Consider the following 16,232-nt stretch of genomic DNA (forward strand, 5'->3'; position numbering starts at 1 on the left):
CCCCCCGCACGTCCGTCACTCCTGTCCGGAGGACAGTCATGACCGCCGTCAAGGCTCCCAAGCGCACCCTCGCCGCACTCGCCGGTGCTGTCGCCCTCACCGCCACGTCGATCGGTCTGTGGGCCGCCACAGCCTCCACCGCTCAGGCCGCCGCGCTCCCGACCCCCGACCACGTGGTGGTCGTGGTGATGGAGAACCACGCCTACTCGCAGGTGATCGGCAGCTCCAGCGCCCCGTACATCAACAACACCCTCAAGGCGGGTGGCGCCAACCTCACGCAGTCCTACGGTCTCACCCACCCCAGCGAGCCGAACTACTACATGCTGTTCTCGGGCTCCAACCAGGGCCGCACCGACGACAGTTGCGTGAGCGTCGGTTCCATCAACAAGCCCAACCTCGCCTCCGAGCTGATCGCCGCCGGGAAGACCTGGGCGAGCTACAACGAGTCGCTGCCCAGCCAGGGTTCGACGACCTGCAGCAGCGGCAACTACGCGCAGAAGCACAACCCGTGGTTCGGCTTCTCCAACGTGCCGACGAGCAGCGCCAAGACCATGACGCAGTTCCCGACCGACTACACCACCCTGCCGAAGGTCTCCTTCGTCACCCCGAACCTGTGCAGTGACATGCACGACTGCTCGGTCTCGACGGGCGACACCTGGATCAAGAACAACCTGGGCGCGTACGCCACCTGGGCCAAGACCCACAACAGCATCCTCGCCGTCACCTTCGACGAGGACAACAAGCTGTCCGGCAACCGCATCCCCACCGTCTTCTACGGGCAGCACGTCACTCCCGGCAGCTCCAGCTCCACCACCTACAACCACTACAACGTCCTGCGGACCGTGGAGGACCTGGCCGGTCTGAGCGCGCACGCGGGCAACGCCGCCTCGGCTTCCGACATCACCGGCATCTGGAACTGACGCCCGTGTATCTCGCGGACTCCCGCAGCACCAAGGCCGCCGTCGCCCCGGACACCCGTCCGGGGCGGCGGTCGGCCGCTGTGCCCGGCACCGTGCTGGCCCTGGGTGCGGTCAGCCTGATCACGGACATCTCCTCGGAGATGGTCACGGCCGTCCTGCCGCTGTACGTGGTCGCGGGCCTCGGCCTGTCGCCGCTCGGTTTCGGTCTCCTTGACGGCATCAACAACGGCGTCGGGGCCCTGGTCCGGCTGGCCGGCGGTCACCTCGCCGACCGGGGAGGCCGCCGGCACAAGGTCGTGGCGGGCCTCGGCTACGGCCTGTCGGCGGTGTGCAAGCCGCTGCTGCTGCTCGCCCACACCCTCCCCATGATCAGCGCCGTGCTCGCGGCCGACCGCACCGGCAAAGGACTGCGCACCGCCCCTCGGGACGCGATGATCTCCCTGGCCACCCAACCCGAGCACCGGGGAAGGGCGTTCGGGGTGCACCGCGCCATGGACACCACCGGAGCGCTGCTCGGCCCGCTCGTCGCCTTCGCCGTGCTACGGGCCACCGTCGACGGCTACGACGCGGTCTTCGCGGTCAGCGGCTGCGTCGCCGTGCTCGGGGTCCTGGTGCTGGTGCTCTTCGTGCCCCGCCACCTCGTCGCCCCCGCCGATGCGGTACGGCTCCCCGAACCGGCCCCGCCGGCACTGCGTGACGCCATCGGGCTGCTGCGCCGTCCGGAACTGCGCCGGCTCACGGTGTGCGCGACCCTGCTCGGCCTGACCACCGTCAGCGACTCCTTCCTGTATCTGCTGCTCCAGCGCGAAGGGGACCTGCCCGCCCATCTGTTCCCGCTGCTGCCTCTGGGCACGGCCGCCTTCTTCCTGCTGCTCGCCGTCCCGCTCGGCGCACTCGCCGACCGCGTCAGCCGCCGCCGGCTCTTCCTGGCCGGCCACGGCGTCCTGCTCCTCGGCTACGGCCTGGTGCTCTCCCCGTGGCACGGTGTCCCGGCCGTGGTCGCCGTCCTGGTGCTGCACGGCACCTTCTACGCCACCACCGACGGCGTGCTCGCCGCCGCCACTGCGGGAGTCGTCCCCGCACAGCACCAGGGTGCCGGGCAGGCGCTGGTGGGCACCGGCCAGGCGCTGGCCCGGTTCACCTGCTCGCTCGCCTTCGGCGCGGCCTGGAGCCTGTGGGGCGGGCGCACCGCCCTCGCCGTCACCGCAGCCGCGCTGGCCGTCAGCGCCGTCGTGGCCTCGTTCGTCCTTCGTATCGCCGATGAGGTGCCCGCATGACCCGAACAACCCGCCTGGTGATCCTGCTGGCCGCCGTTGTGCTGCTCGGCGCGGTCGGCACCGGGTCGGTGCTGTACGCCGCCCACCGGTCGGACATGCGTGACCAGCAGCAGGCGGACGGTCCGACCGTGCGGGCCGGTACCGTCTCGCTCCGGCCGACGGCCGGCCGCCGACTGCTGGTGCGCAATCTGGCCTGGGGCCCGCACCGCGACGAGATCGCCACCGTGCCCGCCGACGATCCGCAGGGGCCGCGTACCGCGTCGGGCGTCAAGTGCCTGCGCTTCCACGCGGCAGCCGGTACCGGCATCTGCCTGCAGGCCGTGCACGGCGCACTGGAGGACACCTACCGGGCGGTGGTACTCGACTCGCACCTGCACGAGCTGCACCACTTCCCGGCAGCAGGCATCCCGACCCGGGCCCGGGTCTCACCCTCCGGCCACATGGTCGCCTGGACGGTCTTCGTCAGCGGAGACTCCTACGCCGGCACCAACTTCTCCACCCGCACCGCCATCGTCGACACCCGCAACTGGGCCATCGACGACAACCTGGAGACCTTCCACATCATCAAGGACGGCCGGCCCTACCGCGCCGCGGACACCAACATCTGGGGCGTCACCTTCGCCGACGACACCCAGTTCTACGCCACGCTGGCGACCGGCGGCCAGACCTACCTGGTCCGCGGCGACGTTGCCGCACGCACCCTCACCACCTTGCACCGCAACGTCGAATGCCCCTCCCTCTCCCCCGACGGCAACCGGATCGCCTACAAGAAACGCGTCAAGGGAGCCTCACCCGACGCCCCCTGGCGGCTGTACGTCCTCGACCTGCGCACCATGACGGAGACCGCGACCGCCGAACAGCGCAACATCGACGACCAGGCACTGTGGGCCGACGACTCCACCCTCGTCTACGCCCTCCCCGGCGACTACGGCTCGGACCTGTGGACCGTCCCCGCCAACGGCACCGGCGCAGCCCGCCGGCTCATGACCTCGGCCGTCGCCCCCGCCTATCTGGGGTGACAGGCCGGCCACGGCCGGCGACGTCGCCATCGTCTACCGGCAACTACACCAGGCACTTCAGGACACCAAGAACTAACTGGCGCAACCGACTTCTGGGTGGAGTCACGCAACCGGACACTCCTCGGATCCTTCCCGAGAGGTGTCCGGGGCAAAAGGCCGCGGGCCGTAGTGCGCGGGGCCCGTCTTGCGACCCTTGTAGGCGGCACGGTCAGTGGAAGGCCGACATCACGAGATCCTTCTGTTCGCCGGCATGCCGCCGGGCAGAGCCCACGGCGGGGGCCGGTGCCTGCGGTCGGCTGACGCATTCGATGGGACGGCTCGCCAGCCGGTGCACATAGGGCCTCACGAAGGACCATGCCCCTTGGTTCTCCGGCTCCTCCTGCACCCATCGCACCTCTGCCTCGCCGGGGAAACGGGCGAGTTCCGCGCTGAGCTCCTCCTCCGGGAACGGGTAGAGACGCTCCAGGCGGATGATCGCGGTGTCCGACAGGTCAGCGCTTCGCCGGTGGGCGTCCAGGTCGTAGAAGACCTTGCCCGAGCACACCAGCACGCGCCTGATCCGGGCGGTGTCCGCCGTCTCATCCGGTACGACCGGACGGAACGCGCCCATGGTGAGTTCCGTCAGCCTGGAGGTGGCTGCCTTCGACCGCAGCATCGACTTCGGAGTGAAGACGACCAGGGGCCGTCTGTGCTCGCCGAGCGCTTGCTGCCTGAGCAGATGGAAGTAGTTGCCCGGCAGGGAGGGCATGGCGACGGTCATGTTCTCCTGCGCGCAGAGTTGGAGGAATCGCTCGATCCTGCCGGAGGAGTGGTCGGGCCCCTGCCCCTCCGAGCCGTGCGGCAGCAGCAGCGTCACCCCGGAGCGCTGGCCCCATTTCTGTTCGGATGACGAGATGTACTCGTCGATGACTGTCTGGGCCCCGTTGGCGAAGTCGCCGAACTGGGCCTCCCACAGCACCAGAGCGTCGGGCCGCGCGAGTGAGTAGCCGTACTCGAAGGCCAGCGCTCCCAGTTCGGACAACATCGAGTCGTAGGGTGCGAAGCCGGCGGCCCGCGATCCGAGGGAGCTCAGCGGCGTGTGCTCCACGCCGGTGCGCCGGTCGGTGAGCACGGCGTGCCGTTGGCCGAACGTGCCGCGGCGGGAATCCTGCCCGGCCAGCCGCACCGGAACCCCGTCCAGCAACAGGGAGCCGATGGCCAGTGTTTCCGCGGTGGCCCAGTCGATCGTTCCCGCATCCAGCATCGTGGCACGCCTCTGGAGCTGCGGAAGAACGCGCCTGTGCACGGTGAAGCCTTCCGGCAGACCGGTCTGGGAAGCGATGACGTGCCGGGCGGTCGCCTCCGTGATCGCTGTCGCCACCTGGGGGGCGGCCGCATTGTGAGCGTCCACGGGGTTCGCGGGCTTCGGGGAGTGGGGCACCGACAGTGCCCGGGTCTCGGTGAAGGCCCGCTCAAGGTGCCCCTGATAGTCCCGCAACGCGCCTTCCACCTGCCGCTCGCCGATGTCCCCTCGGCGGACCAGCGCCTCGGCGTACAGCTTGCGTACCGAAGCCCTGCCGTCGATGCGGTCGTACATCGCCGGCTGCGTGATGGATGGATCATCGACCTCGCTGTGCCCGTGGCGCCGGTAGCAGATCAGATCGACGACGACGTCCTTGTGGAACGCCTGACGATAGTCGAAGGCCAGGCGTGCGACCCGGGCAACGGCCTCGGGGTCGTCTCCGTTGACGTGGAAGATCGGTGCCTCGACCGTCCTCGCCACATCGGTGGCGTACGTGCTCGAACGGCCGCTGGCGGGCGAGGTCGTGAAGCCGACCTGGTTGTTGATGACGATGTGGACCGTCCCGCCGGTGCGGTAGCCGGGCAGCTGTGACATGTTCAGCGTTTCGGAGACCACGCCCTGACCGGCGAATGCGGCATCGCCGTGGACGACGATCGGCAATACGGGAAAGGCTTCGCCACCGTCTGCGGCCCGGTCCTGCTTGGCGCGCACCACCCCCTGGGCCACCGGCCCTACGATCTCCAGATGCGAGGGGTTCGCCACGACGGAGACGGCGATCGTGCCGCCGTCCAGGGCACGGTAGGTCCCTTCCGCACCGAGGTGGTACTTCACGTCGCCGGATCCCTGGACCGACCGGATGTCCACTGCGTCCTCGAACTCATGGAAGATCTCTGCGTAGGACTTGCCGATGATGTTGGCCAGAACATTGAGCCGGCCTCGGTGTGCCATACCGATGACGGCTTCCCTCACCCCTTGCCTGATGGAGCGGAGCAGCAGGGCGTCGAGCAGCACGATCGCCGACTCGCCGCCTTCGAGCGAATACCGTTTGTGGCCGACGTACTTGGTCTGCAGGAACGTCTCGAAAGCCTCTGCCGTGCCCAACCGGTAGAGAATCTGCAATTGTTCGGCGACGTCCGGCCGGGGTCGAGATGATTCGATCCGGTCCTGGACCCAGCGACGTTCCTGGGAGCTTTGGATATGCATGTACTCGGTGCCGACGCTACGGCAGTAGGATTCCTGCAAGGCATTCAGCACATGGCGAAGAGTCATGGTGGCCTGCCCGGCGAACCCGTCGACGACGAACTCTCTTTGCAGGTCATCGTCTCGGAGCCCGAATGCCATGATGTCGAGCTCCGGATGTGCGACCACCCGCCCTGCCGTGAGCGGGTCGGTATCGGCCACCAGGTGTCCGCGGACTCGATACGCGTCGATGAGCGCGGCAACGCGGACCGCCTTGACTGCCGCCTCGTCCGTGCTGTCATGCGCAGTCGTCGCGCCGTTGCGCGCCTGCTGAGCGGGCACGGAGACCGGGGAGGCGAAGAACTCCCTCCAGGTCCGGTCGACCGAGCCGGGGTCGCGCAGGTATCGCTCGTACTGTTCGTCCACGAGCCATTCGTTGATGCCGAATTCCAGCCCGTTCAGGACCGGCTCCCCGGCGCGTGATTGAGACGCCACTGTGGGGATCGCCTTCTTTCCTCATGCGGAACGACCGATGGCGGACACGGCCGGACTGCCCGGTCATCACTTGTCGTGACCGCGGACTTCGCTTCCACTGAATTTCCCCGGAACACCCTCGTGGGGGCGAAACCGTCCGGCCGTGTCCCGCCATCGACGCTACGGCGCCGCGGGGGCCGAGAGAGATACCCCGGAATGCCATAACGGCGTCACATCAGGACATTGCACCAGGAAGGTGGCCTGGCGTGGAAAGCTGCCACCGCACGGCCGAGGCCTGATCACGGAGTACGCGCGTCCTGATCCGAGGGCTTGTGGTCCACACGGCGCGACATCGCTGCGGTCCAGAGCCTGGTTGTAAGTCATCAGGCGCGACCTCACGGACGTTCGAGTCGACTCATGGAACTCGCGCCAGGTGAGTACGGCACCAGTGCCGCTGACGACACACGCGAACAGAACAGGACGACAGGCATGACAGCGATCGACCATCTCGACTGCTTCGAACCACAACTCGTCGTCATCCCGTGCGGCAGCCGCAAACTGGGCCGGCGCGCACGAGCGGCGGACCTGTATGTCGGCTCCTACCACCGTGCGTGCCGTAAGGCGGCTGACGCACTGCAGCCTGACCGGCTGCTCATCCTCTCCGCACGCTACGGCCTGCTCGACCTCGACGACGTCATCGAGCCGTACGACACATCCCATGGCGCCGCCGACGCCATAACGGCCCAAGTCCTCCTGAAGCAGGCGACTGTGCGCGGCATCGTGCTCCTCGACCCCGTTGTGGCCCTCGGCGGCGCACGACATGTGAGCCTCGTCCGCGCCATCTGGCCGCACGCCCGCACGCCGCTGGCCGGGACACGCGGCATGGGTGAGCAAATGGCCCGACTCGCACAGTTGCGCAATGGACGGGATGAACAGCTGACGAGCCTCCCGTCGGCGAGCAGCTCCACGATGGGGCCCGCCGCAAACGCGCGGAGCAGACCCATCAGTGAAGGAGTCGTTCATCCCTCGTCGTGAGCCAGCGTCAGATCGAAGGCGTCCTGGCCGGTGGCCTCGAGTGTGAGGGGTGCCGCTTGAGCCGGGTACCCCGCGGCTACGACGGTGTAGTGGTCGGCTTCGAGATCGGTGAAGGCGTACGAGCCGTCCTCGGCGGTGAGTGTGATGCCGACGACATCGCCCGCCGGGTCCAGGAGGGTGACCCGGGCCTCGGAAATCGGGCGTCCGTCGGTGGTGCTGCGGACGGTGCCAGTGAGCATGGCTGCCACGCCGAGCCACAGGTCCGGCTCGGCGGGCCGTCGGCGCGCGTGCCCGGCGACGGGCCGGCGGCGCCCATGCCTGGCTGCATGGCGTAGGGAGTGGCCGGCCACCACCACCCAGGCGATGACGAGCAGCGCATAGAGCCCGACGGCCGTCCAGATGAACAGCTCCGAGCCGGTCCGCGCCGCGAGGGCACCGGTGGCAGTCACACAGGCACCGACCGGGAAGATGAAGGACCACCAAGTGGGCGCGAAGGGCAGCCCGGCACGGATCGTCCGCGCGGTCAGCCCTATGGCGAGCGCCAGCCACAGCATGGCGAAGCCCCACACCACGATTCCGCCCAGCAGCGCGAAGACCGCGGTGCCCCGCGCGTACGGCGCGGGCAGCGCGCTCGGCGCGACCGCGGCCAGCGCGCCGAGCGCTGTCACCGACTGACCCAACGCCCCGAGGCCGATCCACACCGTGGGCACCATCGCTCCGGTGGGTGCGTCATGGTGCACCAGGCGGCTGTAGATCATGGCCAGCACCAGCAGCGCCGTGACGAGGCCGAGCCCGAGCATCGCGTAGCAGCCCAGTAGCAGGGCGAGCCGCGGTTGCCCGGCCGGTGTGTAGGGGACAAGCAGCGCGCCCGCCGCGGCGGAGACCATCGGCGGCACCACCGGCATCAGCCAGCCGCCGAACGCCGCTTCCGGCGCGAAACGGTGCCGGGTGACCATCAAATAGGGCACCGTGCAGGCCGTGACAAGACCGAGCGCGGTACCGAGCGACCAAAGCACCCACTCCACATCCAGCGCTGCCTCAAGCCCGATCAGCCGTCGGCCGAGCAGCAGCGTCCCGGCACCCACCGTGAGCAGCGCCATCGGCGGCGCGCCGAAGAACTGGGCCATCACCGGATCAGCCGCGTGTACCCGCAGCGCCCGCTGCCTGAGGTAACCGACGGCCAGCAGGAACAGCAGCAGCGCGGCGCCCAGCCAGACCACCGTGGCGGCAGCCCGCAGTCCGTGGAAGCTCCGGGGCAGGGTGACCGCCGCGTTGGCGACGATGCCCGTGCCCATAACGGCAGCGAACCAGCTGGGGCCGAATACCGGACGCGTCGTTCTCTTTGCCGTAGGCGACCAAGGACGGGCAGACAAGGAATTCATGACCCGAACCTATGGTCGGGTTGGGGCAGCACTGTCCATCATGTCCAGATGCGAGGGGCTCAGGGCACATATCGAGCGACCGCCATCGTGTGGCGATCCCGCAGCGCCGACCCGGTCGGCCGCGACCGTGCATCCGCTCCGCCGGGGGCAGGACGGCCGGCCGCGGGGTGCGACTTCACGGCCGAATGACGGATGCGGTCCCGCGACTTCCCTCCAGTCCGACCAGTCGGTACGTTCGACGGGCCCGGACCCTTCCGGGTTCACCCGCGGACGCATGACGGAGGTCCCATGTCCCAGCACGTGCCTGATGTTCAAGGCCACTGCGACGCGCGCTTCTCGGCGGTGCGCGCCGCGTTCGAGGAGAACTTCCGCGAGCGTGGCGAACTGGGCGCGGCGGTGACCGTCACGCTCGACGGGGAGACCGTGGTGGACCTGTGGGGCGGCTGGGCCGACGCGACGCGCACCCGCCCCTGGGAGCGCGAGACGCTGGTCAACGTGTGGTCGACGTCGAAGGGGCCGACCTCACTGTGCGCCCACATCCTGGCCGATCGGGGGCTGCTCGACTTCGACGCCCCGGTGGCCAGTTACTGGCCCGAGTTCGCGGCGGCGGGCAAGGAGACGGTCCTCGTACGGCATCTGCTGTCGCACCGGGCGGGACTGTCCGGGCTCCGCGCGCCGCACACGCTCACGCAGCTCTGCGACTGGGAGCTGACCGTCGAGCGCCTCGCAGCCCAGGAGCCGTGGTGGGAGCCCGGGTCCCAGTCCGGCTATCACGCGCTCACGTTCGGCCATCTGGTCGGCGAGGTGGTGCGTCGAGTCTCCGGGCTGCTGCCGGGCGCCTTCCTGGAGCGGGAGGTAACCGGGCCGCTCGGGATCGACTTCACCATCGGACTGCCGGAGAAGGAGGCCGACCGGGCGGCCGAGCTGGTGCACCCGCCGGCCGCGTCCAGCAGTGAACAGGCGGCGATCTTCGCCCAGTTGGCGCCCGCGGCGCTGGCCGCGCTCGCCAATCCGCTCGTCGGCGCGGCAGAGGCGAACACGCCAGAGTGGCGAGCGGCCGAGATCCCGGCCGCGAACGGCCACGGGACGGCCCGCGCCGTCGCCGCGCTGTACGCGATCTTCGCCCGGCGAGGCGCGTACGGCTCCCGGCAGGTGCTCTCGCCGGAGGCCGCCGAGCGGGTGCGCGAGGGGCAGGGCAGCTGCCGTGACCTGGTGCTGGGCGCCGGGTTCGAGAACGAGACGGAGATCGGGCTCGGGCTGTGGCTGAGCGGGCCCAACGGGTCGTACGGACCCAACCCGAGGGCTTTCGGACACGACGGCTTCGGCGGCTCCTGCGGTCTCGCCGACCCCGAGGCGGGCGTCTCCGTCGGGTACGTCATGAACCGCATGGGCCCGCACATCGCCGACGATCCAAGGAAGATGGCGCTCGTCGACGCCCTGTACAGCGCGCTCTGAGCCCGTCCGCACCGTACGGAGGGTGCGGACGGAAATCGGCCGAACTGCCCGGCCGCTCTTCCCTGGTGGTTTAGACCAATGCTAGATGTGGTCGCGCAATGAGCCCGCACGGCTACGTCTTGTCACCACGCAGGAGGCGCGGACATGGCCCGCACCACCCATCCATCCGACCACGAGCCGCTGTACTCGCGGATCGCCACGCAACTGCTCGGCGAACTGCGCGACGGTTCCATTCCACCTGGTGAACGACTGCCGGGAGAACGGGAGTTGGCCACCCGCTTCGGCGTGAGCCGCGAGACCGTACGGCAGGCGCTGCAGATGCTGCGGCGCAGCGGCCTGGTCTCCACCGACCGGCGCGGCAGCCACGCCACGCTGCCCGGCACCGCCGCCGAGCACGTCCCCTCCCTCGACTTTCCCGTCGGGGCGCACACCGCCGAACCGTGCGCCGTCCAGCGGACCACGGTGAACTGGGAGGCTCCCCCACCGGAGCACGCGCACGCGCTCGGACTCGCCCCGCGGCGCCCGACGCTGGTCCACCGCTACGAGTCGGCCGCGGCGGACGGCACCGGTCTGCGGACGGCCGTGACCTCGTTCTCGGCGGTGGCGGTGACCGAGGTCGCGGAGCTGGCGCGCTACCGCGACCGCGCGGACGGCACCGCGGAGGCGCAGCTGCGCCGGGCGTACGACTGGATGCGCAAGGCGGGGCTGACCCTGCACCACCGGGACTCGATCACCCGGCTCCCGCAGTCCATGCGGGTCACCCGGCGCGTGCACGACCAGTACGACCGGCCCTTGGAGATCACCGATCTGGTGGTGGACGCCCAACAGGACGCCCTGGTCTACGAGTTCACCCTGCCGGCGGCCGGATGACCTCTCCCGGGCGGCGGAAGTACATGCGGACGCTGGAGCCAGCTCCTCGGCGACGAGATCGCTCAACTGCCGTACCACCCACATCCCGTGGCCACCGACGGACCGCGCGTCGGGCGGAAGATGGCCGGGGAACCGCGCGGGCACCGCCGAGTTGTGCGCGCCGTTGTCGACGACCTCGCAGATCACGTAGTCGGGGTCGCTGCGCAACCGCAGCACACCGCCCCCGCCGCCGAACCGCACGGCGTTGACGAGCGCCTCGTGGACGGCCGCCACCATGTCGTACGTCCGCTGCTCGGGCATCCCCGAACGGCGGGCGTACGCGGCGAGGGCACGGGGCACGGCAGCCGACCGGCCACGCGCGAAGCGGATGTCCTCCGTGCCGTCGGGCAGTGGGTCCCGCGGGCGGGCGGCGTCGCACTCGGCGTAGAAGTCGGCCGGGTCTGCGTAGTGTCCGCTGGGGGCGGACGTATGGGCGCCGAGGGCGAGTTCGGGGTGGGTGCGGGTCGCCGAGCGCACCACGTCGGCGGGGAGCGTCCGGGTGTCGTAGGGGCACAGGATCCAGTGGCCGGAGCGCGCGAAGGCGACGTTCAGCAGCGACTCGTAGCGCATCCACTCGCGCGCCTCGAACTCCGTGCGGCCCGTCCAGACGGGTTCGCCAACGACACGCACGCGGCGGTCCCCGCCGTGGTCCGCGCGGTACGCGTGATACTGGCCCGCACGCCAACCTGCGGCTCGCGATGGAGGACTGCCTCGCGGCGCGGGAGCCCGAGACCGCGCTCGAACTCGCGGGCACGCTCTGGTACTTCTGGTTCGCCTGCGGCTTCGCCGAGGAGGGGCGCGGCTATCTGGAGCGGGCGCTGCGCCGGGCCCATGACCTCGGCCCCGAGCACACGCTCGCCATCTGGGCGCACCGCCTGGTCACCGTCGTACCCGACGACCTGGACGCCGCGGAGTCGGTGAGCGCCGCGTATGTGTGGCTCGCCGAGGAACGCCGGCTGCCGGTGCCCGCCTTGCCGTTGACCGGTGCGAGCCTGGCCGTGCGCGGAGAGTCGGCGCGGTCGGCGGTGCTCTACGGAAGCGCCCCGCAGTGGCCCGGGGGTGGCGGAGGCGCGGAGTTCTTCCAGTTGCTGACGCTCGCCGTGCAGGCATATCTGCTGGCCGGCCAGGGCGCCTTCGAGCGGTGTGCGGCGGTGGCGGAACGGCTGCGCGCGGACTGCGCGAAACGGGGCGAGCTGTGGATGCGGGCCTGGGGCGACTTCTTCGTCTCGCTCTCCGGCATCGGCCTGGGCCGCCGGGGACGAGGCGATGCGTACGGGGCGCGAGGCGCTGGTCGCCAAGTGGCGCGTGCACGACCGGCTCGGCGCCGCGGCGGTCACCGACCTGCTGGTGGCCGCGCATGCCTGTCGGGGTGAACCGGAGCTCGCCGCACAGCTCCTCGGCGTCAGCAGACGTCTCTGGTACGCGGCCGGGATCCCCCGGCTCGGCAACTCCGAGACGACCGTCTTCCGCAGAGAGTACGTACGCCGGTTGCGCGCGGCCCTCGGCCACACTGGATTCGCCGAAGCGGTGTGCGAGGGGCACGAGTTGGGGCCGGACGCGGCGGTGACGCTGGCGCTGGGCGGGCTGCCCCAACAGCCCTGACGCCGGCCAGGTGCCGCACCAGCCATGGGGGGCATCAGCTCGCGCTCGGAGCTGCGGGACGCACTGCACTCACTGTGGAGCATGGGGACGGTGGGGACTATGACGTGAGCACATACCCGTCCGGGGCGGTAATGCAGTCATCTGACCGATCCCAGGAGGGCCGTTCGCGTCTAGCGTCGAGACATGACCACCAACGACGCACAGCAGATCGAGCGGGCCAACGCCACCGGCCGCGTCCCGGTCGTCTTCGTCCACGGTCTGTGGCTGCTGCCGAGCAGCTGGGATCGGTGGGCCGCGCACTTCGAGCAGGCCGGTTTCGCGCCGGTCTCGCTGTCCTGGCCCGACGACCCCGACACGGTCGAGGAGGCCAAGGCCCACCCGGAGGTGTTCGCCGGCAAAACGGTCGGGCAGGTCGCCGACCACCTGGAGGGGCTCATCGGTGGCCTCGACAAGAAGCCCGCCCTGGTCGGTCATTCCTTCGGCGGACTGCTCACCCAGATTCTGGCCGGCCGCGGGCGGTCCGCCGTCTCGGTGGCGATCGACCCGGCGCCGTTCCGGGGTGTGCTGCCCCTGCCGATATCCTCCCTGCGCTCCTCCGCGCCCGTCCTCGGCAACCCGGCCAACCGGCACCGGGCCGTCCCGCTCACCTACGACCAGTTCCGGTACGGCTTCGCCAACGCGGTCGGCGAGGAGGAGGCCAAGGAGCTGTACGACACCTTCGCGGTGCCCGCACCGGGCGCGCCGCTCTTCCAGGCGGCCACGGCCAACTTCAACCCGTGGACCGAGGCCAAGGTCGACACCGAGAACCCGGACCGCGGCCCGCTGCTGATCATCTCCGGCGAGAAGGACCACACCGTGCCGTGGGCCATCGCCAACGCCTCCTACAAGAAGCAGCAGCGCAACCCCGGCGTCACCGAGATCACCGAGATCAAGGACCGCGGGCACGCGCTGACCATCGACCACGGCTGGCAGGAAGTCGCCGATACGGCCCTGGAGTTCGTCCGCCGTTTCGTCTGAGCCCCACCAGCCGTACGGCGCCCGCACGCCGCTTCGCACCAACACTCGAAAGGGAACGCCCATGAGCACGTTCACGACTTCCGACGGCACCGACATCTTCTACAAGGACTGGGGCAGTGGGCAGCCCGTCGTCTTCAGCCACGGCTGGCCGCTCAACGCGGACACGTGGGACGGCCAGGCGAGGCTGGTCGCCGAGAACGGCTTCCGGGCCGTCGCACACGATCGCCGCGGACACGGCCGCTCCGGGCAGCCGTGGCAGGGCAACCACATGGACCAGTACGCCGACGATCTGGCCGAGCTCATCGAGACGCTCAACCTCAACGACGTGATCTTGGTGGGGCACTCGACCGGCGGCGGCGAGGTGGCCCGCTATATCGGCCGGCACGGCACCTCGCGAGTGGCCAAGGCCGTCCTGCTGGGCGCGGTCCCGCCGCTGATGCTGAAGACGGACGCGAACCCGGAGGGCACGCCCATCGACGCCTTCGACGGGATCCGGTCAGGGGTCGAGGCGGACCGTTCCCAGTTCTACTGGGACCTGAGCGAGGCCTTCTTCGGCTTCAACCGGCCCGGCGCCACCGAGTCCGAGGGCATGCGCCGCGCGTTCTGGCTGTGGAGCATGCAGGTCGGCCTCAAGGGCGCCTACGACTGCATCAAGCAGTTCTCGGAGACCGACTTCACCGAGGACCTGGCCCGTATCGACGTGCCGACGCTCGTCGCGCACGGTGACGACGACCAGATCGTGCCGATCGGCGCCGCGGCTCTGAAGACGGCCCAGCTCGTCAAGGACGCCACGCTCAAGGTGTACCCGGGTGCTCCGCACGGCCTGGTGGGCGAGTTCGAGAAGGCCTTCAACGCCGATCTCCTCGACTTCATCCGCAGCTGAGCGGACGGCCCGAACAGGGTTCTGCCCCCGCCTTGTGCGGGGGCAGACCTCGTCGGAGAGGCTGGGTCGAAGGCTCAGCTCTCCTCGGCCAACCCGGAGGCGACGGCCGTGGCACGCGCGGACCACAGCGAGGATGCCAGCGAGAGCCCCGCCCCGACCAGCAGCACCGCCACCACGACCCACGTCGCATGGCCGACCGCGTCGGTGAAGGCGACGCGTGGGTCTCGGACTTGGCGGACCCGCTCGTCGAAACGTGAGGTCATCAGCGTGCCGAGGACGCTGGTGCCGAGCACCGCGCCGATCTGGCGGGCGGCGTTCACCGTGCCGCCCGCCTCCCCCTCGCGGCCACGCGGCACATGACTGACGGCGAGCGCGGTGGACGGCGCGTTGGCGAGACCGGAGCCGAGGCCGAAGACGACGAGGGCGGCGACGTATCCGCCGAACCCGGTGCCGGGATCGACGCGCGCGAAGAGCGTGGCTCCGAGGGCCGCTAGCAGCAGACCCGCGGTGATCAGGGTGCGCGGCCCCAGGCGCCGTACGAGCACTCCCGCGAGCACCGAGGCGGCGATGAACGTGCCGAATTCCGCCAGGAGTTGAGCACCCACCTCCAACGCCGTCAGGCCCCGCGCCCGCTGCAGCCAGAGCACCTCCAGGAGGGAGAGGCCGACGAAGGCGAACAGGACGGTCGCGGCGAGCAGCAGCGAGGCGCCGTAGGACGGGTCGCGCATCAGACGCAGGTCGACCATGGGCGCCTTACGGCGCAGTTCGACCACGACGAAGGCGGCGAGGAGGACGACCGCTCCGGCGGCGGCCGCGAGGGCCCGCCCGGAGCCGTAGCCGTGGTGACCGCCGTCGATCAGCCAGAAGACCATCAGGGCGAGTCCACCGATGGCCGTCAACTGGCCTGCCCAGTCGAGGCGTTGAGAAGGGTTGCGCGACTCCTCCACATACCGCAGGGCGACCGCCGCACCGAGCGCGGCGACGACCAGGTTGAGCCAGAACGCGGTGTGCCAGGTCCACCAGCGCAGGGCCAGGCCCGCGGTGACGGGGCCGATGGCGAGGCCGAGTCCGGAGGTGGCCGCCCAGGCGGCGATCGCTCCGGCACGGCGCCGGGGGTCGGGGACGGCGTGGGTGATGAGGGCGAGCGAGCTGGGCGTGATGAGCGCGCCGCCGAGGCCCGCGACCGCCTGTCCGGCGAGGACGGCGGCGAGGTTTCCGGCGAAGACCAGCACCACTCCGCCCGCGGCCATCGCGGCGGCCCCGGTGAGGAAGACGCGCCGCCGCCCCCACCGGTCGGCGAGCGCGCCCGCCCCCAGCACGCAGGAGGCGACGACCAGCGTGTACATGCTGGGCACCCACACCAGGTCGGCCGCGGCGATGTGCAGGTTGTCCTGGACGGCACTGAGGGTGCCGATCGTCTGGGTGGTCTGCAGGAAGACGACGAACAGGCCCAGACAGGCGGCGATCAGGACCGGCAACGGGCGTTCCCCATGGGCGAGTTGCGGCTCGGTCGCCGCGTCGCGCAGGTCAGACGCCATCGGGCGCCCCACCGGACAGCGCGGCCTTGGCCTGGCGGGTGATGTCGCCGGCGAGCACTTCCTCACGGCCGGCCTCGATGGCGTCGAGGACGTGACGGGCGACGTCGGCGGGACTGGTCTCCAGCTCGGCGCGCGCTCCGTCGAGCGCCGCGGCATGTCCGCCATGCGCGCCTTCCCATGACCACCACAAGGGATCGATGCGGGCCACGGCTTCATCCGTGACATGCGTGCTGTCGGGCAGTGGGGCCTTCATGGCGCTT

13 protein-coding genes and 2 pseudogenes are annotated in these 16,232 nt (G+C 70.3%); 10 read left to right on the forward strand and 5 right to left on the reverse strand.

What is annotated here, in order from left to right; translation table 11 throughout:
- The first annotated feature begins 38 nt into the window (after nucleotides 1-38).
- Genes AB5J53_RS03410 through AB5J53_RS03420 form a run of 3 tightly spaced genes read left to right on the forward strand, consistent with a single transcriptional unit; the run spans nucleotide 39 to nucleotide 3,216 of the window.
- Nucleotides 39-920: an alkaline phosphatase family protein gene (locus AB5J53_RS03410; RefSeq protein WP_369244175.1), complete on the forward strand. Its 882-nt coding sequence runs from the start codon at nucleotides 39-41 to the stop codon at nucleotides 918-920.
- 5 nt (nucleotides 921-925) lie between these two features.
- Nucleotides 926-2,197, forward strand: coding sequence for an MFS transporter (locus AB5J53_RS03415; protein ID WP_369244176.1), 1,272 nt, complete (start codon nucleotides 926-928; stop codon nucleotides 2,195-2,197).
- On the forward strand, nucleotides 2,194-3,216 hold the full coding sequence (locus tag AB5J53_RS03420; protein WP_369244177.1) for a TolB family protein: 1,023 nt from the start codon (nucleotides 2,194-2,196) through the stop codon (nucleotides 3,214-3,216). The genes AB5J53_RS03415 and AB5J53_RS03420 overlap by 4 nt, the downstream gene beginning before the upstream one ends.
- A gap of 208 nt (nucleotides 3,217-3,424) precedes the next feature.
- Here the strand turns inward: AB5J53_RS03420 and AB5J53_RS03425 are convergent.
- A pseudogene (locus tag AB5J53_RS03425) lies at nucleotides 3,425-6,139 on the reverse strand (multifunctional oxoglutarate decarboxylase/oxoglutarate dehydrogenase thiamine pyrophosphate-binding subunit/dihydrolipoyllysine-residue succinyltransferase subunit); the annotation flags it as partial.
- Nucleotides 6,140-6,640: 501 nt separating this feature from the next.
- Here AB5J53_RS03425 and AB5J53_RS03430 point away from each other — a divergent pair.
- Nucleotides 6,641-7,186: a DUF6884 domain-containing protein gene (locus tag AB5J53_RS03430; RefSeq protein WP_369244178.1), complete on the forward strand. Its 546-nt coding sequence runs from the start codon at nucleotides 6,641-6,643 to the stop codon at nucleotides 7,184-7,186.
- On the opposite strand, the gene AB5J53_RS03435 is transcribed toward AB5J53_RS03430, so the two are convergent.
- Nucleotides 7,171-8,481, reverse strand: a complete 1,311-nt coding sequence (locus tag AB5J53_RS03435) for a carboxypeptidase regulatory-like domain-containing protein (RefSeq protein ID WP_369244179.1) — start codon at nucleotides 8,479-8,481, stop codon at nucleotides 7,171-7,173. The genes AB5J53_RS03430 and AB5J53_RS03435 overlap by 16 nt on opposite strands.
- A gap of 375 nt (nucleotides 8,482-8,856) precedes the next feature.
- On the opposite strand from AB5J53_RS03435, the gene AB5J53_RS03440 reads away from it, so the two are divergent.
- Nucleotides 8,857-10,023, forward strand: coding sequence for a serine hydrolase domain-containing protein (locus AB5J53_RS03440; protein ID WP_369244180.1), 1,167 nt, complete (start codon nucleotides 8,857-8,859; stop codon nucleotides 10,021-10,023).
- 144 nt (nucleotides 10,024-10,167) lie between these two features.
- Complete coding sequence (locus AB5J53_RS03445; protein WP_369244181.1) at nucleotides 10,168-10,893, forward strand: GntR family transcriptional regulator; 726 nt, start codon at nucleotides 10,168-10,170, stop codon at nucleotides 10,891-10,893.
- A 63-nt stretch (nucleotides 10,894-10,956) separates the two neighbouring features.
- Here the strand turns inward: AB5J53_RS03445 and AB5J53_RS03450 are convergent.
- Nucleotides 10,957-11,577 (reverse strand): annotated as a pseudogene (locus tag AB5J53_RS03450) (MEDS domain-containing protein); the annotation flags it as partial.
- Between the two features lie 53 nt (nucleotides 11,578-11,630).
- On the opposite strand from AB5J53_RS03450, the gene AB5J53_RS03455 reads away from it, so the two are divergent.
- The 4 genes from AB5J53_RS03455 (at nucleotide 11,631) to AB5J53_RS03470 (ending at nucleotide 14,434) form a co-directional block, all read left to right on the forward strand.
- Nucleotides 11,631-12,305, forward strand: a complete 675-nt coding sequence (locus AB5J53_RS03455; RefSeq protein ID WP_369244182.1) for a hypothetical protein — start codon at nucleotides 11,631-11,633, stop codon at nucleotides 12,303-12,305.
- A complete protein-coding gene (locus AB5J53_RS03460; protein ID WP_369244183.1) occupies nucleotides 12,280-12,534 on the forward strand; it encodes a hypothetical protein in 255 nt (84 codons plus the stop codon). The genes AB5J53_RS03455 and AB5J53_RS03460 overlap by 26 nt, the downstream gene beginning before the upstream one ends.
- 183 nt (nucleotides 12,535-12,717) lie before the next feature.
- Nucleotides 12,718-13,551: an alpha/beta hydrolase gene (locus AB5J53_RS03465; RefSeq protein WP_369244184.1), complete on the forward strand. Its 834-nt coding sequence runs from the start codon at nucleotides 12,718-12,720 to the stop codon at nucleotides 13,549-13,551.
- A gap of 61 nt (nucleotides 13,552-13,612) precedes the next feature.
- The gene (locus AB5J53_RS03470; RefSeq protein WP_369244185.1) at nucleotides 13,613-14,434 is read left to right on the forward strand and encodes an alpha/beta fold hydrolase; all 822 of its coding nucleotides are present in this window, start codon (nucleotides 13,613-13,615) and stop codon (nucleotides 14,432-14,434) included.
- A 74-nt stretch (nucleotides 14,435-14,508) separates the two neighbouring features.
- Here the strand turns inward: AB5J53_RS03470 and AB5J53_RS03475 are convergent, their stop codons facing one another.
- Nucleotides 14,509-15,972 carry an MFS transporter gene (locus AB5J53_RS03475; RefSeq protein WP_369244186.1) on the reverse strand — a complete coding sequence of 488 codons (1,464 nt, stop codon included), beginning with the start codon at nucleotides 15,970-15,972 and terminating at the stop codon, nucleotides 14,509-14,511.
- Complete coding sequence (locus AB5J53_RS03480) at nucleotides 15,962-16,225, reverse strand: hypothetical protein (RefSeq protein ID WP_369244187.1); 264 nt, start codon at nucleotides 16,223-16,225, stop codon at nucleotides 15,962-15,964. Before AB5J53_RS03480 ends, AB5J53_RS03475 begins: the two co-directional genes overlap by 11 nt.
- Nucleotides 16,226-16,232: the final 7 nt, after the last annotated feature.

Origin of the sequence: Streptomyces sp. R41, assembly GCF_041053055.1 — a bacterium.
Lineage (GTDB): Bacteria > Actinomycetota > Actinomycetes > Streptomycetales > Streptomycetaceae > Streptomyces.